The organism is Streptomyces sp. NPDC047525, from assembly GCF_040643025.1.
Taxonomy (GTDB): Bacteria; Actinomycetota; Actinomycetes; order Streptomycetales; family Streptomycetaceae; genus Streptomyces; species Streptomyces durmitorensis.
Map to the genome: position 1 here is coordinate 146,973 of NZ_JBEYTL010000019.1, position 26,445 is coordinate 173,417.

26 protein-coding genes and 1 pseudogene are annotated in these 26,445 nt (G+C 68.7%); 4 read left to right on the forward strand and 23 right to left on the reverse strand.

All coding sequences use genetic code 11. The annotated features are described in order from the left end of the window. Positions 1-12 precede the first annotated feature (12 nt). The 10 genes from tatC to ABZ833_RS38175 all read right to left on the reverse strand — a co-directional run bounded on the left by tatC (position 13) and on the right by ABZ833_RS38175 (position 8,342). The gene (gene tatC, locus ABZ833_RS38130; protein ID WP_361057085.1) at positions 13-972 is read right to left on the reverse strand and encodes a twin-arginine translocase subunit TatC; all 960 of its coding nucleotides are present in this window, start codon (positions 970-972) and stop codon (positions 13-15) included. Between the two features lie 47 nt (positions 973-1,019). Beyond that, positions 1,020-1,310 carry a Sec-independent protein translocase subunit TatA gene (gene tatA, locus ABZ833_RS38135; RefSeq protein ID WP_361057089.1) on the reverse strand — a complete coding sequence of 97 codons (291 nt, stop codon included), beginning with the start codon at positions 1,308-1,310 and terminating at the stop codon, positions 1,020-1,022. A gap of 250 nt (positions 1,311-1,560) precedes the next feature. Then, positions 1,561-1,758 (reverse strand): hypothetical protein, encoded by a 198-nt coding sequence (locus ABZ833_RS38140; protein WP_249590995.1) that lies wholly within the window; start codon positions 1,756-1,758, stop codon positions 1,561-1,563. Positions 1,759-1,767: 9 nt separating this feature from the next. Further along, positions 1,768-2,019 carry a hypothetical protein gene (locus tag ABZ833_RS38145; RefSeq protein ID WP_249590994.1) on the reverse strand — a complete coding sequence of 84 codons (252 nt, stop codon included), beginning with the start codon at positions 2,017-2,019 and terminating at the stop codon, positions 1,768-1,770. A gap of 11 nt (positions 2,020-2,030) precedes the next feature. Continuing rightward, positions 2,031-3,038, reverse strand: coding sequence for a WYL domain-containing protein (locus ABZ833_RS38150; RefSeq protein WP_361057093.1), 1,008 nt, complete (start codon positions 3,036-3,038; stop codon positions 2,031-2,033). Positions 3,039-3,052: 14 nt separating this feature from the next. Then, entirely contained in the window at positions 3,053-4,006 is a 954-nt protein-coding gene (locus ABZ833_RS38155) for a WYL domain-containing protein (protein WP_361057096.1), read from the reverse strand. A 138-nt stretch (positions 4,007-4,144) separates the two neighbouring features. Next, the gene (locus tag ABZ833_RS38160) at positions 4,145-4,519 is read right to left on the reverse strand and encodes an FKBP-type peptidyl-prolyl cis-trans isomerase (protein ID WP_361057100.1); all 375 of its coding nucleotides are present in this window, start codon (positions 4,517-4,519) and stop codon (positions 4,145-4,147) included. A 60-nt stretch (positions 4,520-4,579) separates the two neighbouring features. After that, positions 4,580-5,581, reverse strand: a complete 1,002-nt coding sequence (locus tag ABZ833_RS38165) for an FKBP-type peptidyl-prolyl cis-trans isomerase (protein ID WP_361057167.1) — start codon at positions 5,579-5,581, stop codon at positions 4,580-4,582. A gap of 130 nt (positions 5,582-5,711) precedes the next feature. Next, on the reverse strand, positions 5,712-7,073 hold the full coding sequence (pafA, locus tag ABZ833_RS38170) for a Pup--protein ligase (RefSeq protein WP_135334215.1): 1,362 nt from the start codon (positions 7,071-7,073) through the stop codon (positions 5,712-5,714). Positions 7,074-7,082: 9 nt separating this feature from the next. Then, positions 7,083-8,342 carry an MFS transporter gene (locus ABZ833_RS38175; protein ID WP_361057103.1) on the reverse strand — a complete coding sequence of 420 codons (1,260 nt, stop codon included), beginning with the start codon at positions 8,340-8,342 and terminating at the stop codon, positions 7,083-7,085. A 132-nt stretch (positions 8,343-8,474) separates the two neighbouring features. Here ABZ833_RS38175 and ABZ833_RS38180 point away from each other — a divergent pair, with 132 nt between their 5' ends. Then, a complete protein-coding gene (locus ABZ833_RS38180; RefSeq protein WP_361057106.1) occupies positions 8,475-9,500 on the forward strand; it encodes a LacI family DNA-binding transcriptional regulator in 1,026 nt (341 codons plus the stop codon). A 70-nt stretch (positions 9,501-9,570) separates the two neighbouring features. On the opposite strand, the gene prcA is transcribed toward ABZ833_RS38180, so the two are convergent. From prcA to arc, 6 genes and pseudogenes are all read right to left on the reverse strand, one after another. Continuing rightward, on the reverse strand, positions 9,571-10,365 hold the full coding sequence (prcA, locus tag ABZ833_RS38185; RefSeq protein WP_361057108.1) for a proteasome subunit alpha: 795 nt from the start codon (positions 10,363-10,365) through the stop codon (positions 9,571-9,573). Positions 10,366-10,418: 53 nt separating this feature from the next. After that, positions 10,419-11,264: a proteasome subunit beta gene (gene prcB / locus ABZ833_RS38190; RefSeq protein ID WP_361057111.1), complete on the reverse strand. Its 846-nt coding sequence runs from the start codon at positions 11,262-11,264 to the stop codon at positions 10,419-10,421. Continuing rightward, a pseudogene (locus ABZ833_RS38195) lies at positions 11,216-11,443 on the reverse strand (endonuclease domain-containing protein); the annotation flags it as partial. The pseudogene ABZ833_RS38195 and the gene prcB, both read right to left, overlap by 49 nt. A 69-nt stretch (positions 11,444-11,512) precedes the next feature. Further along, positions 11,513-11,731, reverse strand: a complete 219-nt coding sequence (locus ABZ833_RS38200; protein WP_249590985.1) for a ubiquitin-like protein Pup — start codon at positions 11,729-11,731, stop codon at positions 11,513-11,515. Between the two features lie 124 nt (positions 11,732-11,855). Next, entirely contained in the window at positions 11,856-13,367 is a 1,512-nt protein-coding gene (gene dop, locus ABZ833_RS38205; RefSeq protein WP_361057115.1) for a depupylase/deamidase Dop, read from the reverse strand. Positions 13,368-13,579: 212 nt separating this feature from the next. After that, positions 13,580-15,346, reverse strand: a complete 1,767-nt coding sequence (arc, locus tag ABZ833_RS38210) for a proteasome ATPase (protein ID WP_361057118.1) — start codon at positions 15,344-15,346, stop codon at positions 13,580-13,582. A 254-nt stretch (positions 15,347-15,600) separates the two neighbouring features. Here arc and ABZ833_RS38215 point away from each other — a divergent pair, with 254 nt between their 5' ends. Continuing rightward, positions 15,601-15,915, forward strand: coding sequence for a ferredoxin (locus tag ABZ833_RS38215; protein WP_249590982.1), 315 nt, complete (start codon positions 15,601-15,603; stop codon positions 15,913-15,915). Positions 15,916-15,994: 79 nt separating this feature from the next. Here the strand turns inward: ABZ833_RS38215 and ABZ833_RS38220 are convergent, their stop codons facing one another. The 3 genes from ABZ833_RS38220 to ABZ833_RS38230 form a co-directional block, all read right to left on the reverse strand. Next, complete coding sequence (locus ABZ833_RS38220) at positions 15,995-16,573, reverse strand: hypothetical protein (protein ID WP_361057123.1); 579 nt, start codon at positions 16,571-16,573, stop codon at positions 15,995-15,997. 178 nt (positions 16,574-16,751) lie between these two features. Continuing rightward, positions 16,752-17,663 (reverse strand): tRNA (adenine-N1)-methyltransferase, encoded by a 912-nt coding sequence (locus tag ABZ833_RS38225; protein ID WP_249590980.1) that lies wholly within the window; start codon positions 17,661-17,663, stop codon positions 16,752-16,754. Between the two features lie 49 nt (positions 17,664-17,712). Continuing rightward, positions 17,713-19,272: a site-2 protease family protein gene (locus ABZ833_RS38230; RefSeq protein ID WP_361057127.1), complete on the reverse strand. Its 1,560-nt coding sequence runs from the start codon at positions 19,270-19,272 to the stop codon at positions 17,713-17,715. 128 nt (positions 19,273-19,400) lie between these two features. On the opposite strand from ABZ833_RS38230, the gene ABZ833_RS38235 reads away from it, so the two are divergent. Continuing rightward, the gene (locus ABZ833_RS38235) at positions 19,401-20,282 is read left to right on the forward strand and encodes a RecB family exonuclease (protein WP_361057130.1); all 882 of its coding nucleotides are present in this window, start codon (positions 19,401-19,403) and stop codon (positions 20,280-20,282) included. A gap of 14 nt (positions 20,283-20,296) precedes the next feature. Next, positions 20,297-20,968 carry a response regulator transcription factor gene (locus tag ABZ833_RS38240; RefSeq protein ID WP_135332738.1) on the forward strand — a complete coding sequence of 224 codons (672 nt, stop codon included), beginning with the start codon at positions 20,297-20,299 and terminating at the stop codon, positions 20,966-20,968. Positions 20,969-21,043: 75 nt separating this feature from the next. On the opposite strand, the gene ABZ833_RS38245 is transcribed toward ABZ833_RS38240, so the two are convergent. The 4 genes from ABZ833_RS38245 to ABZ833_RS38260 form a co-directional block, all read right to left on the reverse strand. Further along, entirely contained in the window at positions 21,044-22,630 is a 1,587-nt protein-coding gene (locus ABZ833_RS38245) for an ABC transporter substrate-binding protein (protein WP_361057134.1), read from the reverse strand. Between the two features lie 69 nt (positions 22,631-22,699). Next, on the reverse strand, positions 22,700-24,307 hold the full coding sequence (locus ABZ833_RS38250; protein ID WP_361057137.1) for an ABC transporter substrate-binding protein: 1,608 nt from the start codon (positions 24,305-24,307) through the stop codon (positions 22,700-22,702). A 321-nt stretch (positions 24,308-24,628) separates the two neighbouring features. Beyond that, complete coding sequence (locus ABZ833_RS38255; protein ID WP_361057141.1) at positions 24,629-25,330, reverse strand: HAD family phosphatase; 702 nt, start codon at positions 25,328-25,330, stop codon at positions 24,629-24,631. A gap of 98 nt (positions 25,331-25,428) precedes the next feature. Further along, a partial coding sequence (locus tag ABZ833_RS38260) for a vitamin B12 dependent-methionine synthase activation domain-containing protein (RefSeq protein WP_361057144.1) occupies positions 25,429-26,445 on the reverse strand: 1,017 nt, incomplete at its 5' end.

Genomic DNA, 26,445 nt, shown 5'->3' on the forward strand with positions numbered 1-26,445 from the left:
GACCCTACAAGGTCAGGTGACGTCGTCGAAACCGTTTACTCGATCTCGGTTCGCGCCGTCGCCGCTCGCCTGCTCGGGCAGCGCACGGTTCGCGGACACGGGTTCGATCTCGCCGACGTCGTCAGGAGTGAGGTCCAGCTCGGACGCCTCGTCGTCATCGGGTCCGGACGCTTCGATCCTGGCCTTGCGCCGGTCGTTCATGAGCGAGAAGGCGGTGGCCGCGAAGTACAGCACCCAGATCGGTCCGGCGAGGGCGATCATGGTCAGCGGGTCCGTGCTGGGCGTCGCCACGGCCGCGAAGACCGTGATGCCCATGATCATGCCGCGCCACCAGCCGAGCATGCGCTTGCCCGTGAGCACCCCGGTGAGGTTCAGCATCACCAGGAGAAGCGGCAGCTCGAAGGAGAGGCCGAAGACGATCACCATGCGGGTGACCAGGTCGATCAGCTCGTCCAGCGGCAGCTGGTTGTCGATCCCGCCGGGCGAGAACTCGAGCAGCACCCGCGCCATCGTCGGCAGCGTCTTGTACGCGAAGAAGCCGCCGCCCAGGAACAGGGGGAAACCGGCGGCCACGAAACCGTAGGCGTACTTCTTCTCGCTCTTGTGCAGGCCGGGGGCCACGAAGGCCCACAGCTGGTAGAGCCAGATCGGCGACGCGAGCACCACCCCGGCCATCAGGGAGATCTTCAGCGCGAGCGTGAAGGGCGTGAGCAGACCGTTCAGCACGATGCGCGCGCACGTGCCGTCTTCCTTCTCCGCCAGCTCGGCGAAGCTGGTCTCGCACCCCACGGAGTTCAGGATCGGGTTCGTGAAGAACTCGATGATGTCCTTGTAGAAGAACGCGGCCACGATCGCGACGACGATGATGGCCAGCACGGCCTTCGCGAGCCGATTGCGGAGCTCGCGCAAGTGCTCCGCAAGAGGCATCCGCCCCTCGGGATCCTGTTCCTTCTTGCGGGCAGACTTGAGCAACCCACGTCCTCATCTCGTGCGGCAGGCCGGCCGTCGCCGGCCTTGGATCAGCGCTTAGTCGTGCTGTCGGTGGGCTCGGTGACCGGACGCGAGCTGGTCACGTCGCCGGGCGCGGCCTGGATGGTGCGCGGCTGGGCGGCGGAAGGGTCGCCGGGCGGGTCGGCCGGGGCGGCTTCGTCCTTCTTGCCGTCCGTCTTCATCGCCTTGGCCTCGCTCTTGAGGATGCGCGCGGACTTGCCGAGCGACCGGGCCATGTCGGGAAGCTTCTTCGCGCCGAACAGCAGAACGATGACGACGAGAATGAGAATGATCTCGGGGGCGCCGATCTTTCCGAACATAGGTCTTTACCTTCTCACCGAGGCGGCAGGGGCGGGGCTGCCGGACAGGCCGGACTTGCTGTCCGGCCACCGTGCTGGCAGCGATCGTAACGCTCAGGGGTGAACGCAGGGCAATCCCTGTGCGTACTCCCAGTTGCGGCCCGCGCCTCGCAACTCCGGGCCACTTCAGCAGCGTACCTGCCGGACAAGGGAAGTTGACAGGCCGCGGCGTCGATGCGCGCCCCTGTGGCACCGGCGGGTTTCACAGGATCTAAAGGACATCTCGGCCCGCACGGGCCACACCGGTCGCCGCCGCTTCGAGATCCTCCGCCGCACGGTTGATCCGCTGTGTGGTCTCCGTCACTTGAGTGCTGAGGCGCTGCGCCTCGATGAAGACCCGAATCGCCAGTACGCCGAGCACGGCGAGGCCACAGAACCCCGCGGCAATCGCCAGCATCGCCCAGAACATGCGCCGAGCCTAGACGGTCGAGTGCAGACGCAGCGTCCGCACCCCGCCGCCGGTGAGCAGTTCGACGATGCGCTCGCCGGCGGACTTGCGCACCGCGTTGCCACACTCGGGGCACGTGAACGAGTAGAAGGTGGTGCGGGCCGAGGCGCCGATGACCAACCGCAGGGCGCCCGCGGAGAGTTCGAAGCGGGCGCGGCAGTCGGGGCAGGCGGCCTTGAAGAGCACGGGGGCGATTCTCGACATTCCGGGAATCTCGGACATGATGCTGGTGTTCAACGTCCTTGCTCCTGCCTGTCGTACGCCCCGCCGGGGTGCTTGTCGTGCTCGTCGTGCTTGTCGTAGGCCGCGAGCGCCTCACGCGCCGCCAGCCGTGCGCTGTCCGCGAGGTCCGCCGGCGAGACGATGTGCCCGTCCCCGCCGAGCCGCAGAGCGAGCCTGCGCAGCGAGGTGGGGTCCGGGGTGCGCAGCGTGATCCGCAGACCGCCGTCGGCCAGTTCCTCCGCGCTGTCGTGGGGGTAGTACTCGGCGACCCAGCGGCCGCCGGGACCGACCTCGATGACCACCTCGGGGTCCTCGGCGGCGGGCTGCACGAGCCCCTCGGAGAGATCGCGCAGTTCGACCTCGGGCGGCGACGACGGCTCGTCCATGATCCTGATCTCGGCCACCCGGTCGAGGCGGAAGGTGCGGCGCGCCTCGGAGAGGTAGCACCACGCCTCCATGTACGTGTGCCCGACCGCGAAGAGCCGGATCGGGTCGACCTCGCGCTCGGTGAGTTCGTCGCGCGCGGGCGAGTAGTAGCGCAGCCACAGCCGGCGCCGCTCGGAGATGGCGCGGTCGACGTCGGCGAAGACGCCGCCCTCGGACTCGAAGGTCACCGAGAGCCGCGCGCTGGCGCCCGCGTTCTCGCCGGCCGCCGTCTCCAGCTTCGCGGTGGCGCGCACCAGCGCCTGCCGGTCGCTCTCGCGCAGCCCCGGCAGCGTGGAGACCGCGCGGGCGGCCACCAGGAGCGCGGTGGCCTCGTCGGCGGCGAGCCGCAGGGGGGCCGCCACGTCGTCCGGGTTGTGCCACCAGATGCGGTCGCCGTCGGTGTCGATGTCGAGCAGGTCGCCGCCGCGGAAGCTGGTCCCGCACAGCGGCAGCACGTCCAGGTCGGAGATCAGCTCGTCCTCGGTGATCCCGAAGGCACGGGCGACATCGCTGACGTGGGCGCCGGGGCGCTCCCGCAGATACGTCACCAGGGAGAGCATCCGCCGGGTCTGGTCGATGGCGTTCGAGGCCATGGTTGTACGTCCCCTCAGCCCTTGGCCACGGCGCGCAGCCGGTCCACCACGTCGGCCCGCAGCTCAGCGGGCTCAAGGACCACCACATCGGGCCCGAACTCCACCAGCCAGGCGTCGAGCCCGTGCCCGTACGGAATCTCCAACTCGTCCCATCCCTCGCCCACTTCACGTATGTGGGCGGCCTTGGCGCGCAGCGGATAGCCCGCGCCCGTACGCAGTCTGATCAGGGCGGAGCGGTCGGCGCTCTCGCCCGCCCAGCTCGCGACCGTCTCGCGCACCGTGACCACATCGGGGATGTCGGCGGTGAACTTGCCGGCGCGGGCGCGGACCTTCCCGGTGATGCGGGAGAGCCGGAAGACCCGCTCGGCGCCGCGGTCGCGGTCCCAGCCCGCGAGGTACCAGTGGCCGCGCCAGCACTCCAGGGCCCATGGCTCGACGTGGCGCTGCTCGGGGCGTGCCGCGGTGGCCTTGCGGTAGTCGAAGATGACGGGGCGGCGGTCGCGGCAGGCGAGCATCAGCGGCTCGAAGGACGCCTCGTGCACGGGGATGCGCGGCTCCAGGGCGCTGTGCGCGCCCTGCGGCTCGGCGTCCTCCGGAAGTCCCGCGGCGCGCAGCTTCTGCAGGGCGCCGCTGGCGGCTCCGGCGAGGCGGGCCTGCTGCCAGACCTTGGCGGCCAGGCCGAGCGCGGCGGCTTCCTCGGCGTCGATGGTGATGGGCGGGAGGCGGTTGCTGTCGCGGCGCGCGAGATAGCCGACCTCGCCGTCGAGGTTCTCCACCGTTTCGATGACCAGGCCGAGTTCGCGCAGATCGTCCTTGTCGCGCTCGAACATCCGGTTGAAGGAGTCGTCGGACCCCGCCTCCAGATAGGCCTCGATGGACTCACGCAGCTCGCGCTTGCTGAGCGGTCGCCGGGTCCCGAGCAGACACAGCGCCAGATTCATCAGCCGCTCGGCCTTGGCAATGGCCATCGACGCCCTTTCTCAACAGTGCTTCCGACCGCCGACCGTACCGCCCCGGGGTGTCCCGGGAAAAGCCGAGGGCCCATGCCAGGACAGGCATGGGCCCTCGGCGGGCAGGTCTGATCAGACCCTGGCCCCAGTCGTCGCTCAGACGCCCACGAGGTCGCAGACGAAGATCAGCGTCTCACCGGGCGCGATACGGCCGCCACCGGCGCCACGGTCGCCGTACGCGAGGTGGGCGGGGATGGTCAGCTCGCGCCGGCCACCGACCTTCATGCCCTGGACGCCCTGGTCCCAGCCGGAGATGACCTGGCCGGCGCCGAGCTGGAACTCCAGCGGGGTGCCGCGGTTCCAGCTCGCGTCGAACTCCTCGCCGGTGCTGAAGGCGACGCCCACGTAGTGGACCTTGACGAAGTCGCCCGCCTTGGCGACCGCCCCGTCACCCTCCCAGATTTCCTTGATCTGCAGTTCGGCCGGCGGCTCGCCGACCGGGAAGTCGACCTCGGGCTTGTCAATGCTCACGAAAATGCTCCTGCTTGATACGGATGGTCATGCGCGGACAGTCTTGCATCTTGCCCGGCGTCACATCTTCGCGAGGATGTCCACGGAGAAGACCAGCGTGGAGTCCTTCTTGATGGTGCTGCCCTGCGGCGGCTGGTCGCCGTACCCGAGGTCCGGCGGGACGACGACCAGGACGCGGCTGCCGACCTTCTTGCCGGTCAGGCCCTGCGCCCAGCCCTTGACGACCTGCGCCAGCTGGAACGAGGCGAGCTCGCTGCGCTTGTACGAGGAGTCGAACTCCTTGCCGTCGGCCCACAGCACGCCCTTGTACTGGCACAGGAGGCTGTCGGTCTCCTTGATCTCGTCGCCGTCGCCCTCGAGGATGTAGTTCGCGACGAGCTTCTTCGGGGCGTCCTTCTTCGGGACGTCGATCTTGGGGGCCTTGCCGTCCGTGTTCGTGCCGACCTTGGGGAGGTCGATGTTGGACTGCGCGACCTCCTTGCCCTTGGCCGAGCTCTTGTTCGTGAAGGTGCCCACGAGGTCCACGACGAACACCAGCGTGTCCGTGCCCTTGATGCCCGCCTGCTTGTTGCCCTCGGTGCCGTAACCCATCTTCGGCGGGATCGCGAGCTCCACGCGGCTGTCGAGCTTCTTGCCGACCAGGGCCTGGTCCCAGCCGGGGATGACCTGACCGACGCCGATCGGGAAGACCGTGGGGTTGCCGCGGTCGTACGAGTTGTCGAAGACCTTCGCCGTGGCCCAGATCTGGCCGAGGTAGTTGGCCTGGAGGTAGTCGCCCTTCTTGACCTCCTCGCCCTTGCCCTCGATCAGCGTCTTGACCGCGAGGTCCGACGACGGCTTGCCCGACCCCTTGGCGACGGTCGGCTTCTGCCCGAACTTCGTCCCCTTCGTGATCTCGGGCACAGGCCCGTCAACGATCTTCGCCGTCGGCGCGGCCGACGTCGAGTTGGAAGGGGACGGGCTGTCGCTTGACTTGGCCTTGTCGGCCTTTTTGTCGTCACCACAGCCGGCCAGCGTAAGCAGGCCGGCCGGAACAGCAAGGAGAAGTGAGCGTCGGCGCACGGTGGGGGCCTCGTATCGGTCGATCTTGTCGGTTGGCGTGCGCGCAACTCTACGCATGGAGAAGGGCGCCGTACGAGGAACGTACGGCGCCCCGCGTTGCGTTCCCGCAACGCATCTCCTGTATCAGGGCTTACATGCCGGCGATCAGTTTCTCCACCCGGTCGTCCACCGAACGGAAGGGGTCCTTGCACAACACGGTGCGCTGTGCCTGGTCGTTGAGCTTCAGGTGCACCCAGTCGACCGTGAAGTCGCGGCGCTGCTCCTGGGCCCTGCGGATGAAGTCGCCGCGCAGCCGCGCGCGGGTGGTCTGCGGCGGCACCGACTTGCCTTCGAAGATCTTCAAGTCGTTGCAGATGCGGGCGGCTTGGCCCTTCCTCTCCAGGAGGTAGTACAGCCCGCGACGGCGGTGGATGTCGTGATACGCGAGGTCTATCTGCGCGACCCGCGGATGCGACATGGTCATGTTGTTCTTCGCTCGGTACCGCTCGATGAGCTTGTACTTCATGACCCAGTCGATCTCGGTGCCGATGCGGTCGAGGTCCTCGGCCTCGATCGCGTCGAGCGTGCGGCCCCACAGCTCGAGGACCTGCTCGACCGTGCCCGTGCGGATGCCGCGGCGCTCCACGAAGTCCACGGCCTTCTCGTAGTACTCGCGCTGGACTTCGAGGGCGGAGGCCTCGCGGCCGCTGGCCAGGCGCACCTTGCGACGGCCCGTGATGTCGTGACTGACCTCGCGGATCGCCCGGATCGGGTTCTCCAGGGTCAGGTCCCGCATCACCGTGCCCGCTTCGATCATGCGCAGGACGAGGTCGGTGGCACCGACCTTCAGGAGCATGGTCGTCTCGGACATGTTCGAGTCGCCGACGATGACGTGCAGCCTGCGGTAGCGCTCGGCGTCCGCGTGCGGTTCGTCGCGGGTGTTGATGATCGGCCGGGAGCGGGTGGTCGCGGAGGAGACCCCTTCCCAGATGTGCTCGGCACGCTGACTGACGCAGTACACGGCGCCGCGCGGAGTCTGCAGCACCTTGCCCGCGCCGCAGAGCAGCTGTCGCGTGACGAGGAAGGGAATGAGGATGTCCGCGAGCCGCGAGAACTCCCCGTGCCGGGCCACCAGATAGTTCTCGTGGCAGCCGTAGGAGTTTCCCGCCGAGTCGGTGTTGTTCTTGAAGAGATAGACGTCGCCCGCGATTCCCTCCTCGTGCAGGCGGCGTTCGGCGTCGACGAGCAGGCCTTCCAGAATGCGCTCGCCCGCTTTGTCGTGGGTGACCAGCTCGGTCACGTTGTCACATTCCGGTGTCGCGTATTCCGGATGTGACCCGACGTCAAGATAGAGGCGGGCGCCGTTCCGCAGAAAGACGTTGCTGCTGCGGCCCCATGAGACAACACGGCGGAAGAGGTAGCGCGCCACCTCGTCAGGCGACAGACGGCGCTGTCCCCTAAACGTGCACGTGACGCCGTACTCATTCTCCAGCCCGAAAATGCGGCGGTCCATGACTGAACATTACGCCTGATGCCCTGCCCTGAAACCGGGTTCGACGGCACCGTTTCGATCACTTTCCGATGAACCCGCAACGACCGCCGAATCTGCGGGCAGCGCGAGCGCCCGCGCCGTGGCCAGCAGAACAAGCAGCGCGGCGGCGCCGGCGAGCCCCGGAACGGCGAAGCCCCACCGGGTCCCGCCCCACTCGACGACCGGCCCCGCGGCGGCCGTGCCGAGCGACGCGCCGACCGTGAACGTGGTCACGAGCCAGGAGAACGCCTCGGTGACGGTGCCCCGCGGGGCGTGCCGGTCGACGATGATGAACGCGCATGCGAGCGCCGGCGCGAGGAACACGCCCGCGACGGCCGCGAGCGCCGTCATGGCGACCGCGCCCGGCATCAGCGTCAACGGCCAGTAGCAGAGGGCGAGCAGGGCCACCAGGACGGTCAGCCGCCTCTCCGGCACGCCGGCCCACTGCCGCGCCCCGTACACCGAACCTCCGACGAGGGCGCCGAGCCCGAGCGCCGCCATCATCCAGCCGTACACCGCGTCGCCGCCGTGCTCGTCGGCGTACGACACACCGGCGACGGTGATGGAGCCGAGCGCCATGCCGATGAACAGGAACGCGCCGAGCAGCGCGATGAGCCCGGGTGAGCGCAGCGCGCCGAGCCAGTGCGCCTCACGTGGTGCCGAGCGCCACGCGCGCGAGGGCTTCGACATCACCACGGAGAGGGCGCCCAGCAGGCCGATGACGTTCACGACGAGCAGCGCGGCCTGCTCCGACCAGAGCGCGACACAGCCGGTGATGAGCAACGGCCCGACGGTGAACATGACTTCCTGGGCGATGGCGTCCATGGCGTACGCCGTGTGCACCTGCTCCTCCTTGCCCAGGACGCTCGGCCACAGCGCTCGCAGGCCGCCCTCCAGGGGCGGCGTGAACAGACCAGCCGCGCCCACCGCCACGTACGCCAGGCCGAGCGAATCGGGCCCGGTGAAGGCGAAGCCCGCCATGCCGAGGGCGGAGAGGACCGCCGAGGGGAGCTGGACGCGCGGCTGTCCGTACAGGTCCACCAGGCGGCCGAGCAGCGGCTGCCCCACCGCGTTGGCCACGCCGTACACCGCGGCGAGAGCGCCGGCCAGGCTGTACGTGCCGCCCTCGGCGCGGATGAACAGCACGATGGCGATCGCGGCGGTCGCGTTCGGGAGCCGGCCCACCAGGGTGCCCGCGAGCAGCCGCCCGGCGTATCTCGTCCGGAGGATCTCCGCGTATCCGGCAGCCATGCTTCCCGCCCCTCCCCCGGTGCCGTCACACCGAGGTTTTACGTATAACTTCGAGCGTCATACGTACCATGAGCGCTCACCGCGGGTCCACCCCGATCGCGCCCCGCGGGACCGACCTGGGAGGTACCAGAAGTGGCCGGGCCACAACAGGAGGCCGCAGGGCCACGCCCCACGAGCCGCGACGTCGCACGGGCCGCCGGGGTGTCCCAGGCCACCGTGTCGCTCGTGTTCGGCGAGAAGTGGCGCGGCCGCGTCGCCGAGCGCACCGCGGAACGCGTCCGCGACACCGCCCGCGAGCTTGGCTACCGCCCGAACCTCGCGGCCCGCAACCTCCGCCTTGGCCGCACCAGGACGGCCCTCCTGGTCGTCCCCGCCCTCACGAACGAGTTCTTCGCCCGCGTCTACACCGGAGCCGCCCGCGTCGCCGCCGAGAACGGCTTCGGAGTCGTCCTCTACCCCTCCCCCGAGGGCATCGGCCCCGCCCGCGACCCCTTCGACTCCAGCCGCGCCGCGCTCGACGGCATCCTCGCGTCCTCCATCGCCTCCGACGCCCTCGCCACCATCCAGGGCGACGCCCTGCCCCTGGTCATGCTCGACAGCGACCCGGCGGGCAGCCTCGGCGCGGCCACCGTCAACCTCGACATCGGCGACGGCATGCGCCGGACGGCCGAGCACCTGCTGGCCCTGGGCCACCGCGACTTCCTGCACCTGGCGGCGGGCGTCGACTCCTGGACCTTCGACGTACGCGCCGAGGCCCTCGCGGCGGCCCTGAGGGGCACCGACGCGGCCGTACGCACCGTCCGGGCACTCCTCACCGTCGACGAGGCCCGCACGGCCGCTGAGGCCGCCCTCCACGCGCCGGGGCCCCGCCCCACCGCGCTCGTCTGCGACGACGACATCCTCGCCGCGGGCGCCTGCAAGGCGGCCCGCAGACTGGGCCTGCGCGTGCCCGAGGACCTGTCGGTGACCGGCTTCGACGACCTCACCCTGGCAACCGCCGTGGAACCCGAACTCACCACCGTGCGGCTGCCCGCGGAGCAGTTCGGCGAGCGCGGCATGACGTCCCTGCTCGCGGTGCTCGACGGCCGCACCCCCCGGCCCGACACGCTCCCCGTCGAGCTGGTGATCCGCGGCTCGACGGCCCCCGCGGCCCGATAGCCCCTCCCCACATGCGTGCGCCCCGTGTCCCAGCCGCAAGGCCGGGACACGGGGCGCACGACGGGCCGGACTACTCCTCGGTGGACCCGGAGCCCGAGCCGGAGTCAGAACCGGAGTCGGCATCCGCCTCTTCGTTGTCGGACTCGGCATCCGTGGGCGCCGACGCACCGCCTTCGAGCAGCCGCGCGAGCTGACGCCCGACGATCCGCTTGAACTTCCGCTGCTGCGGCCTCGTACGGTCGAGGACCGCCACCTCGAGCCGCTCCGCGGGGATCTCCCGCTCGCTGCCGTTGGTGTCGCGGGACAGCGACTGCACGGCCAGCTTCAGCGCCTCGGCGAGCGTCATCCCGTCACGATGACGCTGATCGAGATACGTGCTGATCTGCTCGGCATTGCCGCCGACCGCGACCGAGCCGTGCTCGTCCACGATCGAACCGTCATGCGGCAGCCGGTAGATCTGATCGGCGTCGGCCGTGGCGCCCACCTCGGCGACGACCAGCTCCACCTCGTAGGGCTTCTCCGCCTGACTCGAGAAGATCGTGCCCAGCGTCTGGGCATAGACGTTCGCGAGCCCACGGGCCGTCACATCGTCACGGTCGTACGTGTACCCACGGAGATCGGCGTACCGCACGCCACCGATCCGCAGGTTCTCGTACTCGTTGTACTTGCCGGCGGCCGCGAAGCCGATCCGGTCATAGATCTCGCTGAACTTGTGCAGCGCACGGGACGGGTTCTCGCCGACGAACACGATGCCATCGGCGAACTGCAGCACAACAAGGCTGCGACCACGGGCGATGCCCTTGCGGGCGTATTCCGCCCGGTCGGCCATGGCCTGCTGGGGTGAGACATAGAACGGCGTCGACACCGGCTATCCGTCCCTTTCTGTCAGTGACTCAGTCAGTGGCGAATACGGATCGATCAGAGCAGCGAGGCCCGCGGGCCGTCGGGCTGCTCCAGGCGCCGCTCAAGGATCGAGCGGGCGATCTCGGAAGACTCCTCATCTCCCAGCCTCCGGAAACCCTCGTCGGAGATCACGGTGACGATCGGATAGATCCGACGGGCGACATCCGGACCACCCGTGGCCGAGTCGTCGTCCGCGGCGTCGTACAACGCCTGCACGACGAGCGTCGTCGCTTCCTGCTCCGTCAGGTCGTTGCGGTAGAGCTTCTTCATCGCACCGCGCGCGAAGACCGAACCGGAGCCGGTGGCCGCGAAGCCGTGCTCCTCGGAACGACCGCCCGTGACGTCGTAACTGAAGATGCGCCCCTTCTCGCGGTCCACGTCGTACCCCGCGAAGAGCGGGACAACGGCCAGGCCCTGCATGGCCATTCCCAGATTCGACCGGATCATCGTGGAGAGACGGTTTGCCTTGCCCTCCAGGGAGAGCGTGGCACCCTCGACCTTCTCGAAGTGCTCGAGCTCCAGCTGGAAGAGCTTGACCATCTCCACGGCGAGACCGGCGGTGCCCGCGATGCCGACGGCCGAATACTCGTCCGCCGGGAAGACCTTCTCGATGTCGCGCTGCGCGATGACATTGCCCATGGTCGCCCGCCGGTCACCGGCGAGCACGACGCCACCGGGGAACGTCGTCGCCACGATCGTCGTGCCGTGCGGCGCCTCGATCACACCCTGCGTGGGCGGCAACTGCCGGTTGCCCGGCAGGATCGCGGGCTGGTGCTCGGACAGAAAGTCCATGAAGGACGAAGAACCAGGCGTCAGGAAGGCAGCTGGTAGACGCCCGGTGCTACGAGTGTTGGCTTCCACGCGTTTCCTTCCAGGTATGCGGCCGCACGGCGGACGGTGCCGGGGTCGAATCCCAACTTGCCGATGGCCGAATTGCAGTTGAAGCACAGTACGTCAGGGACCCTACCCGCCTCATGGCAGTGATCCACATGTACGGCTGGGGCGTTGAGGCAGATCACATCGACTCTCATCGACGCCGCCGGTCATGCGCGGCTCCGTACTCCGCCACGCACTCCCGGCACCCCACGCGCCCTCGGCCGCCGCGCCCGTTATTGCCCGCCCTTTTGCACGAAGGACCGCACGAAGTCCTCGGCATTCTCCTCGAGGACGTCGTCGATCTCGTCCAGGACGGAGTCCACGTCGTCGCTGAGCTTTTCCTGGCGCTCCTTGAGGTCCTCGGAGCCCTGCGCTTCCTCTGTCTGCTCCTCGACCTCCTCGGTGGAACGCGTCGCCTTCTGCTGTCCGCCGCCGGTGTCCTTGGTCGCCATCTACCTCACCCCGCTCGTTAGGTGCGATGCACTTGATCAGACCCTATAAGCCAGGTCTGACATCGGCCCCGTAGTTACTGCAACGTCCGGGGACCACCTCGATGATTCCCATACGCCGGGTCTTTCAGCCTCCGGAGAGCACCCGTACCAGATCCTCCGCCGTACGGCAGCGGTCCAGGAGCTCCTTCACGTGGTTCCGCGTCCCGCGCAGTGGCTCCAGTGTGGGCACGCGCTGGAGTGAGTCGCGGCCCGGAAGGTCGAAGATGACCGAATCCCACGAGGCAGCGGCCACGTCGTCCGCGTACTGCTCCAGGCACCGGCCGCGGAAGTACGCGCGCGTGTCCTCCGGAGGCTTCGTCTGGGCGCGCTCGACCTGTGGCTCCTCCAGGAGGCGCTTCATCTTGCCGCGTGCCACCAGACGGTTGTAGAGGCCCTTGTCGGGCCGTACGTCCGCGTACTGGAGGTCGACCAGGTGCAGCCGGGCCGCGTCCCAGTCGAGGCTGTCACGGCGGCGGTAGCCCTCCATGAGCTCCCGCTTGGCGACCCAGTCCAGCTCGCCCGAGAGGCTCATCGGATCGCTCTCCAGACGGCCCAGGACGTCTTCCCAGCGGGTGAGGACGTCCTTGGTCTGTTCGTCGGCCTCGGAGCCGTACCGCTCCTCCACGTATTTGCGGGCCAGCTCGAAGTACTCCATCTGGAGCTGGACAGCGGTGAGTGTCCGGCCGCTGCGGAGCGTGATCAGGCGCTTGAGCGTCGGGTCGTGGGAGACCTGGTGGAGGGTGCGCACGGGCTGGTCGACGGCGAGATCCACCGCGATGAAGCCGTCCTCGATCATGGCGAGGACCAGGGACGTGGTGCCCAGCTTCAGATACGTCGAGATCTCGGAGAGATTCGCGTCGCCGATGATGACGTGCAGGCGGCGGTACTTCTCGGCGTCGGAGTGCGGTTCGTCCCGGGTGTTGATGATGGGCCGCTTGAGTGTCGTCTCCAGGCCCACCTCGACCTCGAAGTAGTCGGCGCGCTGGCTGAGCTGGAAGCCGTGCTCGTGGCCGTCCTGGCCGATGCCGACGCGGCCGGCGCCGGTGATGACCTGGCGGGACACGAAGAACGGTGTCAGGTGGCGCACGATGTCCGAGAAGGGGGTCTCCCGCTTCATCAGGTAGTTCTCGTGCGTGCCGTACGAGGCGCCCTTGTTGTCGGTGTTGTTCTTGTAGAGGTGGATCGGCTGGGCGCCGGGCAGCTGCGCGGCGCGCTCGGCCGCCTCCGCCATGATGCGCTCGCCCGCCTTGTCCCACAGGACGGCGTCCCAGGGGTTGGTGACCTCGGGTGAGCTGTACTCGGGGTGCGCGTGGTCGACGTAGAGGCGTGCCCCATTGGTGAGGATCACGTTGGCGAGGCCGATGTCCTCGTCGGTGAGCTGACTGGAATCGGCGGTCTCACGGGCGAGGTCGAAGCCCCGTGCGTCCCGCAGCGGGTTCTCCTCCTCGAAGTCCCAGCGGGCGCGTCGCGCCCGGTGCATCGCCGCGGCGTAGGCGTTGACGATCTGGGACGAGGTGAGCATGGCATTGGCGTTCGGGTGGCCGGGGACGGAGATGCCGTACTCCGTCTCGATGCCCATTACTCGCCGTACGGTCATGCGGCCCTCCTTGCCCGGCGGCGCTCCCATTCGGGTGCGGCGCTCAAGTACCGCTGGTGTTCCGGTGCGTGTGCGGTGCCCGTCCCCGCACTGCGCGCTCGGCGGTACCGAAGAGCCTAGAGCGCCTTTGCGCTGGTGGGGAGATCATTGCGTTCATTGAAAAACAGACAGCTGCGGGTACCCACGAAGGACACCCGCAGCCGCCCTGTCTTCTACAGGTACTGACCGGTGTTCGCCACCGTGTCGATGGAGCGTCCGGTGTCCGCGCCCTGCTTTCCGGTGACGAGCGTACGGATGTACACGATCCGTTCGCCCTTCTTGCCGGAGATGCGGGCCCAGTCGTCCGGGTTGGTGGTGTTGGGCAGGTCCTCGTTCTCCTTGAACTCGTCGATGCAAGCCTGCAGGAGGTGAGAGACCCTGATGCCCTTCTGGTCGGCGTCGAGGAAGGCCTTGATGGCCATCTTCTTGGCGCGTCCCACGATGTTCTCGATCATGGCGCCGGAGTTGAAGTCCTTGAAGTACAGGACTTCCTTGTCGCCGTTGGCGTACGTCACCTCGAGGAAGCGGTTCTCCTCGGACTCCGCGTACATCTGCTCCACGACGGACTGGATCATGCCGTCCACAGTGGTCCGCCGGTCGGCGCTGTGCTCGGCGAGGTCGTCCGCGTGCAGCGGGAGCCGCTCGGTGAGGTACTTGGCGAAGATGTCCTTCGCCGCCTGGGCGTCGGGGCGCTCGATCTTGATCTTCACGTCGAGTCGTCCGGGCCGCAGGATCGCGGGGTCGATCATGTCCTCACGGTTGGAGGCACCGATGACGATGACGTTCTCCAGACCTTCCACGCCGTCGATCTCGGCGAGCAGCTGGGGGACGATGGTGTTCTCCACGTCCGAGCTGACTCCGGATCCGCGGGTGCGGAAGAGGGATTCCATCTCGTCGAAGAAGACGATGACGGGGGTGCCCTCGCTCGCCTTCTCCCTCGCACGCTGGAAGACCAGGCGGATGTGACGCTCGGTCTCGCCGACGTACTTGTTGAGGAGCTCGGGGCCCTTGATGTTGAGGAAGAAGCTCTTCCCCGCGGCCGCTCCGGTCACCTCGGCGACCTTCTTGGCAAGGGAGTTGGCGACGGCCTTCGCGATCAGCGTCTTGCCGCAGCCGGGGGGCCCGTACAGCAGGACGCCCTTGGGCGGCCGCAGTTCGTGCTCCCTGAAGAGGTCCGGGTAGAGGTAGGGCAGTTCGACCGCGTCGCGGATCAGCTCGATCTGGTTGCCCAGGCCGCCGATCTGCTCGTAGCCGATGTCCGGTACCTCTTCGAGGACGAGCTCTTCGACCTCGCTCTTGGGAACCACTTCGTAGACGTAGCCGGAGCGGGGTTCGAGCAGGAGTGCGTCGCCGGGCCGGATGGTGACGTCGAGGAGTGGTTCGGCGAGCCTGACCACTCGCTCCTCGTCGGTGTGCCCGACCACCAGGGCGCGCTCGCCGTCCTCGAGGATCTCCTTGAGGGTGACGATGTCCCCCACGCTCTCGTACTCCATGGCCTCGACCACGTTGAGCGCTTCGTTGAGCATGACTTCCTGGCCGCGCCTGAGCTCTTCGAGCTCCACGCTGGGGCTGACGTTCACCCGGAGCTTGCGGCCCCCGGTGAAGATGTCCGCCGTGCCGTCCTCGTTCGCCAAGAGGAAGACTCCGAAGCCGGCCGGCGGCTGCGCGAGCCGGTCGACTTCCTCCTTGAGGGCCACGATCTGGTCGCGGGCCTCACGGAGCGTGTTGGCGAGCCGCTCGTTCTGTGCGGACACGCCGGCCAAGTTGGTCTGCAGCTCGACGATCCGCTCTTCGAGAATTCTCGTATGCCGCGGAGAGTCGGCGAGCTTGCGTCGCAGGACGGCGATTTCCTGCTCGAGATAGGCAACCTGACCGGCGGGGTCATCAGACCCTCGCCCCGGCCGGATGCCGCGGTTGATGTCGTCGTCGTGTGCTGCCACGGTCCTCACCTCCTCCAAGGGGAGCTGGACGCTTCCAGACCCTACCTGGGTGGGTGTCGATTGAAACCCCTAGATCACAAAGACGGTCGAGGTGTGTCCGATCTTCACCCTTGCGCTCTCCCTCACGCCAGGTGAATACCCACCCAACAACATCGGAAAGCGGGCGGTTGTATCGTCGAAGTGTTCAACACCCGTCAGGGCTGGCCCGACTTGTCCTTGAGTCGGTTCGCTCGACGCAGCGATCGGCAGGAGAAATGACCGTGCAGGACGAAGCTGGGACCGGCCCTGAGGGCCGCGATCTCCTGGAGGTCTGGATCGACCAGGACCTCTGTACCGGCGACGGGATCTGCGCGCAGTACGCGCCCGAGGTCTTCGAGCTGGACATCGACGGTCTGGCCTATGTGAAGAGCGGTGACGACGAGCTCCTGCAGGCGCCGGGCGCCACAACGCCCGTACCGCTGCCGCTTCTGCGTGACGTCGTGGACTCGGCGAAGGAGTGCCCGGGGGACTGCATCCACGTGCGCCGTGTTTCGGACAGCGTGGAGGTCTACGGCCCCGACGCGGCCTGAGGTCGCGAACTCGACGACGAAGAAGGGCCTGTGCCCGCCGCTGAGCGGCGGGCACAGGCCCTTCTTCGTGTCCTCGTGGTCACACGCTGTGCGCACCGGCCGGTGTGGACCGGGCGAACGTGCCGTCCTTCCACTGCCACTTGGCCGCGTCCTGGAGGTCCGGGCAGCAGCTGGGCACGTTCGGTGACGAGTACCCCAGGAGCGTGGCGGTGATCACGCCGTCACGTACGGCGAAGTCACTGACGTTCTGGCGGTCCTTCGGGTCGACGAGGGTGGCCACGACGCGGGGCTTGCCCTCCGTGGCCCGCGTGACGACGTACACGCCGTCGGGCGGTGTGCCCGATCCGGCGGCGCAGTGCACGACGGCGACGGTCTCGGGTCTGCCGTCCCCGTCGAGGTCCCCGGAGGCCTTCTTCTTGACCACGGGCTTCACCTTGCCGCAGGTGATGGGGTACGTGACGGTGGCCGGATCCGGGGCCGGTGCGGGGGCGGCCGCGGTCTTGCCCGACGGCTTGGAGCTCGGCTGAGCGGCGTTCGCGGGGTCCGGCTGCAGGAAGGAGGAGCCCGCGATGACGGCGGCGAGCGCGGCCGCGGTGGCCAGCCAGTGGATGGGGCGGGTGGTGTTGTGTGCCAGTTCCGGGACGGCGGGGTGCTGCACTAGGAGTGTCTCCTGTGAGGGCTGTGCCGGTGGGGGAGGTGGCCAGCATCGTGCCATACCTCACAGTGCGGCGGAACAGCGGGGTCCAGGAAGGGCATGAACGGAAAGGCGCCGCCGCCGAGTTCCCCGGTCACAGGGGGAACTCGGCGGCGGCGCCTGTGCGTTCAGCGGTGGTGCCTCAGCGCTCCGCGCGGGGCGTGCCGCCGTCGGCGTTCGGGCCGGTGTAGTCGTCGCCGTAGGCGCCCTTGGAGGGGCGGCGGCGGCGCATGGGCGGCTCGACGCCGTCCGCGAGGCGGCGGGCGGTGAGCAGGAAGCCGGTGTGGCCGATCATGCGGTGGTCGGGGCGGACGGCGAGGCCCTCGACGTGCCAGTTGCGGATCATCGATTCCCAGGCGGTCGGCTCGTTGAAGCCGCCGATCTCGCGGATGGACTCGACGGTCCGCGCGAGCTGGGTGGTGGTCGCGACGTAGCAGCACAGGATGCCGCCGGGGACGAGCGCCTTGGAGACGACGTCCAGGCACTCCCAGGGGGCGAGCATGTCGAGGATGACGCGGTCGACGTCGGTGTCGCTCAGGTTGTCCTGGAGGTCGCCGACGGTGAGCTGCCAGGCGGGGTGCGGGGCGCCGAAGTAGCGCTCCACGTTCTGCTGGGCGATCTCGGCGAAGTCCTCGCGGCGCTCGTACGAGTGCAGCATTCCCTCGTCGCCGATGGCGCGCAGGAGGAAGCTGCTGAGCGAGCCCGATCCCACACCCGCCTCGACGACGCGGGCGCCGGGGAAGATGTCCGCGAAGGCCAGGATCTGCCCCGCGTCCTTGGGGTAGACCACGGCGGCGCCGCGGGGCATGGACAGGACGTAGTCGGGGAGCAGGGGGCGCAGCGCGAGGTAGGCGACGTTTCCCGTGGTGCGGACAACGCTGCCCTCGGGAGCACCGATCAGCTCGTCGTGGGGGAAGGAACCCTTGTGGGTGTGGAAGTTCTTCCCGGCCTCGAGCGTGAACGTGTAGTGGCGGCCCTTGGGGTCGGTCAGCTGAACCTGGTCCCCGACCTTGAAGGGCCCGCGTCGGCGGGCGGCACCGGTCGGTTCGGACATGTGAACAGCCTACCGGCCCGTTCGGGGGCCAAGGACCAGGGTGGCCGCGTCAGCTGGGGCGGGCCATCGCCTTGACGAAGGCGCGCTCCACATCGGTGGCGGACAGCACTCCGTAGATCTCGCCGGAGGCCTCGACCACGAGGTACTCCGTGGCGGGCGTCGCCCGGAGCGTGTCGAGCAGCTCCTCGCCCGCGAGCTCGGCGGAGATCCGCATGCCTTCGGTGATGTCCTGGGCGAGGCCGCTGACGGTGACCCAGGGGCGGCGGTGCTCCGGCACCCCGACGATGGCCGCCTCGCGGACGACCGACATCGGGTCGCCGTCGGCGTCGACCACGACCAGGGCGCGGGCCCCCGCGTCGTTGGCGCGGCGCAGCGCCTCGGAGAGCGGGGTGTTCGTCTCGACGGGAACGGCGCGGCGGGTCAGGGCACGGGCGCGCAGCTCGGGCAGGTGCTGCCGGAGGCGGGCCATGCGCAGGCTGTTTCCCGCGCCGGTCCAGATGATCGCGGCGAGGATCGCGGCGAGCAGGGCGTCCGTGACGGTGTCCATGCCGCCGATGTCCTGGGTCTCGCCGCCGAGCGCGCCCGACTGGTTGAGGATCGGCAGGCCGACCAGGACCGAGATGGCGAGGGCGCGGCCGACCCAGGCGGCGGCGATCGTGCCGCTCATGGGCTTGCCGGTGATCTTCCAGACGACGGCACGGAGCATGCGGCCGCCGTCCAGGGGCAGGCCGGGCAGGAGGTTGAAGGCGGCGACGATGAGGTTCGAGATCATCAGTCCCGCGAGCAGGACGCCGGGCACGGTGCCGGGCTCGACGGCCTGCATGCCCGCGTAGAAGACGCCCGCGAGGACGAGGGAGAGCAGGGGGCCCACGAAGGCGAGGATGAACTCGCGTCCGGGGGTCTCCGACTCCTTCTCGATCTCCGAGACCCCGCCGAAGAACTGCAGCTGGATGCGGCGCACCGGCAGCTTGAAGCGCAGGGCGGCGACGGTGTGGGCCAGCTCGTGGACGAGCACGGAGGCGTAGAAGGCGACGGCGAAGAAGAGGGAGACGAGGTAGCGGGCGGCGCCGAGTTCGGGCAGGACGCGGTCGAGCTGACCGCCGAAGACCCAGGTGATGAGGGCGGCGACGAGGAACCAGCTCGGCGCCACGTAGACGGGCACGCCGAACGGCCGCCCCATGAGCAGCCCTCCCCCGGGTCCCTTCTGTCCCTTGGGCGGGGTCGCCTTCGGGGCGGGGCCGTGGCTGGCGTGCGCGTACTCGGGATGGGTGTCCTTGGCCGGTGTCTTCCCGGGCGTGTCGTGCGGGGCCGGCGTGTCCTGCGGGGCCGGCGTGTCCTGCGGGGTCTTCGTGAGGCGGTCAGCCGGCGCCTGGGGTTCGTCCGCGGGACGTGGTGTCTCGTCGGGCGCCTGCCGGGGCGCTGGTTCGGGCGCCTGGGGCCGGGCAGCGCTGTCGGGGCCCTCGGCGCTCTCGGAGCCGCCGTGCGCGGGCCTCGCGGAGTCGGCCGTGTCCACCGGACGTGGCGACTCCGAGTGGTCGTCCGCGTGGTCCGGCCGCCGACCGTCCGTCCCGTCGGACCGCGGCCTGCCGCTCCCGCCGCTCTCGTCCACGATGTCCCCTCGTTCGATGCGTCCCTCGCCCCTGTCCGGCGCGGTACACGCACGATCATGCAGGGCGAGAGGGTCTGTCGTCGATGGTATGCGGCCGTTGTCAGTGGCGGGTCGTAGGGTCTGTCCTCATGGAAACAAGGACCGAGGGTGCCGTGACGGCCGTGCGTCCGGCGTCCCTGTCGCCGTCGCGCGCCAGTGACTTCATGCAGTGCCCGTTGCTCTACCGCTTCCGGGTGATCGACAAGCTGCCGGAGAAGCCGAGCGAGGCCGCGACCCGCGGCACGCTGGTGCACGCCGTCCTTGAGCGGCTCTTCGACGCACCCGCGGGCGAGCGGACCGCGCCGCGCGCCAAGGCACTGATCCCGGGCCAGTGGGACCGTCTGCGTGAGGCCAAGCCCGAGCTGACGGAGCTGTTCGCCGACGACGAGCAGGGCGAGCGGCTGGCGCGCTGGCTCGCGGACGCGGAGAGGCTCGTCGAGCGCTGGTTCACCCTGGAGGACCCCACACGCCTGGAGCCCGCCGAGCGCGAGCTGTTCGTGCAGGCGGAGCTGGAATCGGGCCTGAAGCTGCGCGGCATCATCGACCGCGTGGACGTGGCGCCCACCGGCGAGGTGCGGATCGTCGACTACAAGACGGGCAAGGCCCCCCGCCCCGAGTACTCCGAGGGCGCGCTCTTCCAGATGAAGTTCTACGCCCTGGTGGTGTGGCGCCTGAAGGGCGTGGTCCCGCGCCGCCTCCAGCTCGTCTATCTGGGCAGCGGCGACGTCATCACGTACGACCCGAGGACCGAGGACCTGGAGCAGGTCGAGCGGAAGCTGCACGCGCTGTGGGAGGCGATCACGCTCGCCACCGAGACGGGTGAGTGGCGGCCCAGGCCGACGAAGCTGTGCGGCTGGTGCGACCACCAGGCCGTATGTCCGGAATTCGGCGGGACTCCCCCGCCGTACCCCCTTGCGGTGAGGGTGCCCGAGTCCGAAGAGGGCACGCAGGGCAGAATGGCCCCGGGCTAGCGAAGGAGAGTTACGTGGCGATCCGTGTCCTACTGGTCGACGACCAACCACTGCTGCGCACCGGGTTCCGGATGATCCTGGAGGCCGAGCAGGATGTCGCGGTCGTCGGCGAGGCCGGAGACGGCCTGCAGGCTCTCGACCAGGTGCGGGCGCTGCAGCCCGATGTGGTCCTGATGGACATCCGTATGCCGAGGATGGACGGCGTCGAGGCGACCCGACAGATCACCGGGCCCGGCCGGGACGGACCGGCGAAGGTCCTGGTCCTGACCACCTTCGACCTCGACGAGTACGTGGTGGAGGCGCTGCGCGCGGGTGCCAGTGGCTTCCTGCTCAAGGACGCCCCGGCGAACGAGCTGGTGCAGGCGATCCGCGTGGTCGCATCGGGCGAGGCGATGCTCGCGCCGAGCATCACGCGCAGGCTCCTCGACAAGTACGCGGGTCATCTCCCGTCGGGCGACGAGCCGGTGCCCGACACCCTGCACACGCTCACCGAGCGGGAGGTCGAGGTCCTCAAGCTGGTGGCGCGCGGCCTGTCGAACGCGGAGATCGCGGCAGACCTGTTCGTGAGCGAGACGACCGTCAAGACGCATGTGGGCCATGTGCTCACGAAGCTGGGCCTGCGCGACCGCGTGCAGGCCGCTGTGTACGCGTACGAGAGCGGCCTGGTGCGACCCGGCGCGCAGTAAAGACAGCTGTGGCAGCAGAGCAACGAGAAAGGTGGCCGCCCCTCCGAGGGGCGGCCACCTTTTTCATGTCCGTGATCAGGCCTTGCTGAGCTCCCAGAAGCGGAACACGGTCGACGCGTCGAGGCACGACTCGACGCCGTACACGTCGTCGGAGATGACGGCGTACTGCTTGGCCTGCCAGACCGGCAGGATCGGCAGCTCGTCGGCGACGATGTCCTGGAGCTTCGAGTAGTCCTCGTCGGTCCGGGTGCGGTCGGTCTCGCCCGCGGTGCCCGGGATGATCTTCCCGGTGACGTCGCTGTTCTGGTAGCCGTTCTGGAGGACGTTGCCCTTGCCGAAGAACGGCTGCGTGAAGTTGTCCGGGTCCGGGTAGTCCGGCACCCAGCCCTTGACGTAGACGCCGTACTTGCCGGACTTGATGTCCCGCTCGTACTGGCTGAATTCGATCGACTTCACGTCGGCGTCGAAGAGACCGCTCGCGTTGAGCTGCTTGGCTATCGCCCTCAGCTCCTGGTCGGTCGCGGGGCCGTAGCGCGAGGGCGTGGACCAGAGCGTGAGCTTGACCTTGCCGCTGATGCCCTCCTCGCTCAGGGCCGCCGCGGCCTTGGAGCGCTGCGGGCGGGCGCCGTAGGTGTCGAAGAAGGCGGTGTTGTGACCGCCGATCCCGGCCGGGACGATCGAGTACAGCGGCGTGGCCGTGTCCCGGTAGACGTCCTTGACCAGGGCGTCACGGTCCAGGAGGTAGGCCATGGCCTTGCGGACGCCCAGCTTGCCCGCGACCGGGTCCTTCATGTTGAAGACCAGGTGCTGCACCTCGGCGCTGGTGCCCTCGACGACGTCGATGTTCTGGCTCTTGTCGGAGGTGTCCTGCTCGATGTCCGCGATGTCGTTGGCGGCGAGGCCTCGGTACGCGATGTCGATCTTGTCGTCCAGGAGCGCCTTCTTCAGGCCCTTCTGGTCGTCGTGGAAGAACTTGAGGGTGACACCCTTGTTCTTCACCTTGGCGGTGCCCTTGTAGTCGGGGTTGACCGAGAACACCGCCTGCTCCTTGTCGAAGGAGTCGAGCTTGTACGGTCCCGAGCCCGTGGCCTCGTCGCCGCCGCGCAGGCTGTTCATGTCGTACGACGCATGGTCGACGATGGAACCGGCGCCGGACGCGATCTTGCTGGGGAAGGTTGCGTCGGCGTACTTGAGCTTGAAGACGACCTTCTTGGCGTTCGGCGTCTCGACGCGGTCGAGCATCGGGAACATGATCGCCGGCCCGGCGTCGTCATTGATCTTCATCATGCGGTCGAAGGAGAACTTGACGTCCTTCGAGGTCAGCGCGTTGCCGTTGCTGAACTTCAGGCCGTCCCGCAGCGTGCACTCGAAGACCTTGGTCTTCGTGTCCGTGAAGCCGCACTCCTTGGCGGCCTCCGGCTCCGGCTCCGTGCCCCCGTTCGGGAAGCTCATCAGGGACTGGAAGACGTTGTTGAACAGGAGCCACGACCCGGGGTCGTAGCCGGACGCCGGGTCGGTGGCCAGGACGTCGTCCGACATCCCCATCACCACCGAGTCGCCGTCCTCCCCCGCTCCGCCCGATTCCGTGCCGCAGCCGGTCAGCAGGGCGGCGGCCAGTCCTCCCGTGAGGGGAAGGGCCAGCCACTGGTTACGCAATTTCACGTACGTGCCTTGTCGTTGATGTCCATCGGTGGAGCGAAGCCCGGCGGTCTGTGCCGGTGTGCGCGGAGGTCAGCCGCTCACACCGCGGCCGAGCTCCCACAGCTGCAGGTTCGAGGAGGAGTTGAGGGCCCACTCGACGCCCGTGATGTCGTCGCGGGCGGCGATGTACTGCCTGCCCTGCCAGAGGGGAAGCACCGGCACGTCCTCGGCGACGATGTCCTGGATCTTCTGGATGCTCTTGGACGCGGTGAGCCGGTCCGCCTCGCGGCGCGAGTGCGGTATCAGCTCCTCGTTGATGGTCCGGTTCACGTACGGCGAGCCGAGGAAGTTGTCCTCGTCGAGGAACGGCGCGAGGAAGTTGTCGGCGTCGGGGAAGTCGGGGAACCACCCCATCCCGTAGACGTCGTACGCGCCCTTCTGCTCGGCGGAGCGGAAGGTGCTCCAGGCCTCGCCCTTGATCGACACGTCGAACAGGCCGCTGGCGTTGAGCTGCTTCTTCAGCAGCTCGAACTCCTTCTTCGTGCCGGGGCCGTAGTGGTCGGTCGTGTAGTGCAGGGTGAGCTTGACCGGCGTGGTGATGTCGGCCTTCTGGAGCAGGTTGCGGGCCTTGGCCGGGCTCGGGTCGCCGTACTTGTTGAAGAACGAGTTCGTGTGGCCCGTGACCGTGGTCGGCACCAGGGAGTAGAGCGGCTCGGCCGCGTCGCCGTACACGCCGGTCGCGAGGGCGCCGCGGTCGACGACCTGCGCCATGGCCTGGCGGACGGCCTTGGACTTGACGGTGGTGGCGTCCGTGTTGAAGCCGAGGTAGCGGATCTCGAGGCCGGGCGTCTCGACGAACTCGATGTTCTTGCCCGGGTCCTCGTCGAGCTGCTTGATCTGCTCGGGCGACATGGTGCGCGTCATCATGTCGATGTCGCCGCTCTTGAGGGCGCTGCCCATGGCGTCGGTGGAGTCGTAGTTGCGCAGCTCGATCTTGTCGCTCTTGGGCTTCAACGCGCCCTTGTAGTTGGGGTTCTTGGAGAACAACGTCTTGACGAGCTGGTTGCCCTTGACCTCTTGCTCGGCGGTGTAGGGGCCGGAGCCGTCCACGTCGAAGCCGTCGCGGAGCTTGTTCTTCGCGTAGTGCTCCGAGCTGATGATGCCCGCGGTCGGCGTGGCCAGCTTGTACGGGAACGTCGCGTCGGGGCTCTTGAGGTGGAAGACGATGCCCCGGGCGCCCTGGGTCTCGATCGCGTCGACGTTGGCCACCAGGCCGTCGGAGCCGCTGGGGTCCTTGACCTTGATGTCGCGCACCCGCTCGATGGAGAACTTCACATCGGTGGCGGTCAGCGCCTTGCCGTCGGCGAACTTCAGGCCCTTGCGCAGCGTGCACTCGTAGCGCTCGTTGCCGGTGTCGGTGAACCCGCACTTCTCGGCGGCCTCGGGCTCGGGCTCGCCGTCGCCGCGCGGCATGGCCATCAGCGTCTGGACCGTCTGGCGCAGGATGTTCCAGGAGCCCGCGTCATAGGCGTACGCCGGGTCGAAGGGAGCCGGGACCTCGGGCGAGGTGGCGAACCGGTCCGTGGTGCCGACGGCGATCGCGTCGTCTCCCCCGCCGTCGCCCGCCCCGCCGCACGCCGCGAGCGCGGGGGCGAGCAGACCTACGACGGCCGGCAGCACCAAAGTCTTACGGTTCATGCTCGACGTTCTCCAGAGCTGTTGGTCCCGTCGGGACCGGCAACGAGGGGTGGGGTCAGTCGGTCCGTGGGGGCGTGGCGATGTTCTCGCGACGACATTAGTCCGCACCACCAGTTGGGCCGGAAGGGACCGGAGTTGACCCTCAATCACGCAGCGAAACCGGGCGCGGACGCACCGATAACCCGACACGGGAAGGTTTCGTCAGGTTCCCCTCAATCGGGACACAACGACACTCCACAACTCGCCCATATCGGAGGCCCGGCACAGCCGTGACCAGCTGTCGACCCCCTTTGGAGTGGGAAAGGTCACATCTTCAACTGTTCAGCGCTTTCCAGCCATCAGACCTTGCAGGAATGGCAGGTTGACGTGTTCGAGGGACGGGACGACGGTCCTGCCGGACGCCGGGGCGATGGGCGCCACGGAGGGTACGGCCACCACGCGGCAGCCCGCCGCCTCGGCCGCTGCGACGCCGGTCGCGGTGTCCTCGATGACGGCACATCTGGCCGGTTCCGCGCCAACCCCGGCCGCCGCGAGGAGGTACGGGTCCGGGTGCGGCTTGGTCCGGGTCACCTCGTCGCCCGCGATGGTGAGCGTGAAGTGGTGGGCCCCGATCGAGTCGAGCACGCGGTCGATGATGCGCCGGTGCGACGCGGAGACCAGCGCCATCGGCACCTCGTGCGCGGCCAGTTCGGCAAGGAGCCTGGCGGCGCCCGGCATCAGCGGCAGGGCGCGGCCGATGCGGTTCTCGAAGCCGTCGTTGAGCAGCACGGTCAGCTCGGGGACCGTGATGTCGGCCCCGGTGGACGCGATGAGGAATCCGGCGCTGCGCGTCATGGGACCGCCGACGACCACGTCACGCCAGGCCTCGTCGAGCGTATGTCCGAGTGCGGCGAAGACCTCGACCTCGGCGTCCCACCAGAACCCCTCGGTGTCCACGAGTGTTCCGTCCATGTCGAGGAGCACCGCCTGCAGAGCGGAGCCTTCGGCCGTTCGGGTACCGAGCGCGGGAACCGTACTGGTCATCCGGGCACACCTCCATGAGGGACGAGAAGGCCGGTTGCTCCCTTGTGACGGGTGAGCAACCGGCCTGCACTGGACCGACAAGTGTACGACTTGACCGCTTAACGCGCGTTGAAGTATTTCGCCTCGGGGTGGTGGATGACGATCGCGTCCGTGGACTGCTCCGGGTGGAGCTGGAACTCCTCGGACAGCTCCACACCGATCCGCTCCGGCTCCAGGAGCTCGGCGATCTTGGCGCGGTCCTCCAGGTTCGGGCAGGCGCCGTAGCCGAGCGAGAAGCGCGCGCCGCGGTACTTGAGGTCGAACATGTCCTCGACGGCGGCGGGGTCCTCGCCGCCGAAGCCGAGCTCGGCGCGCACGCGCGCGTGCCAGTACTCGGCGAGTGCCTCGGCCAACTGCACGGACAGGCCGTGCAGTTCGAGGTAGTCGCGGTAGGAGTCGGCGGCGAACAGCTCGGCGGTGGCCTCGCCGATCTTCGAGCCGACGGTGACGACCTGCAGGCCGACCACGTCGGTCTCGCCGGACTCCTCCGGGCGGAAGAAGTCGGCCAGGCACAGGCGGCGTCCACGGCGCTGGCGCGGGAAGGAGAAGCGGGTGCGCTCGTTGCCCTGGTCGTCCAGGATGATCAGGTCGTCGCCCTTGGAGACACAGGGGAAGTAGCCGTGCACGACGGCCGCCTCCAGCATGTTCTTGGTGTGCAGCTCGTCCAGCCAGCCGCGGAGCCGGGGCCGGCCCTCGGTCTCGACGAGCTCCTCGTACGAGGGTCCGTCACCCTTGCGGGCCTCCTTGAGGCCCCACTGGCCCTTGAACAGGGCGCCCTCGTCCAGCCAGGAGGCGTACTCCTTGAGCTGGATGCCCTTGACCACGCGGGTGCCCCAGAACGGCGGGGTGGGGACGGGATTGTCGACCGAGACGTCCGAGCGGGCGGGCCCCTCGTCCTCGGTGACCTCCAGGACGGGAGTGTCCTTCTTGGGCACGCGGCGTTGCTTGAGTTCGGGCAGGGTGGCGCCGGGGACGCCGCGTTTGACGGCGATGAGGGCGTCCATCAGGCGCAGGCCCTCGAACGCGTCGCGGGCGTAGCGGACCTCGCCCTCGTAGATCTCGTGGAGGTCCTGCTC

Coding starts and splice junctions, on each gene's coding strand:
- tatA (WP_361057089.1), bottom strand. CDS start 1,310: ATGTTCGGAAAGATCGGCGCCCCCGAGATCATTCTCATTCTCGTCGTC.
- ABZ833_RS38140 (WP_249590995.1), bottom strand. CDS start 1,758: ATGTTCTGGGCGATGCTGGCGATTGCCGCGGGGTTCTGTGGCCTCGCC.
- ABZ833_RS38145 (WP_249590994.1), bottom strand. CDS start 2,019: ATGTCCGAGATTCCCGGAATGTCGAGAATCGCCCCCGTGCTCTTCAAG.
- ABZ833_RS38150 (WP_361057093.1), bottom strand. CDS start 3,038: ATGGCCTCGAACGCCATCGACCAGACCCGGCGGATGCTCTCCCTGGTG.
- ABZ833_RS38155 (WP_361057096.1), bottom strand. CDS start 4,006: ATGGCCATTGCCAAGGCCGAGCGGCTGATGAATCTGGCGCTGTGTCTG.
- pafA (WP_135334215.1), bottom strand. CDS start 7,073: ATGGACCGCCGCATTTTCGGGCTGGAGAATGAGTACGGCGTCACGTGC.
- ABZ833_RS38175 (WP_361057103.1), bottom strand. CDS start 8,342: ATGGCTGCCGGATACGCGGAGATCCTCCGGACGAGATACGCCGGGCGG.
- ABZ833_RS38200 (WP_249590985.1), bottom strand. CDS start 11,731: ATGGCGACCAAGGACACCGGCGGCGGACAGCAGAAGGCGACGCGTTCC.
- dop (WP_361057115.1), bottom strand. CDS start 13,367: ATGACCGTACGGCGAGTAATGGGCATCGAGACGGAGTACGGCATCTCC.
- ABZ833_RS38215 (WP_249590982.1), top strand. CDS start 15,601: ATGACCGTGCAGGACGAAGCTGGGACCGGCCCTGAGGGCCGCGATCTC.
- ABZ833_RS38225 (WP_249590980.1), bottom strand. CDS start 17,663: ATGTCCGAACCGACCGGTGCCGCCCGCCGACGCGGGCCCTTCAAGGTC.
- ABZ833_RS38235 (WP_361057130.1), top strand. CDS start 19,401: ATGGAAACAAGGACCGAGGGTGCCGTGACGGCCGTGCGTCCGGCGTCC.
- ABZ833_RS38250 (WP_361057137.1), bottom strand. CDS start 24,307: ATGAACCGTAAGACTTTGGTGCTGCCGGCCGTCGTAGGTCTGCTCGCC.
- ABZ833_RS38255 (WP_361057141.1), bottom strand. CDS start 25,330: ATGACCAGTACGGTTCCCGCGCTCGGTACCCGAACGGCCGAAGGCTCC.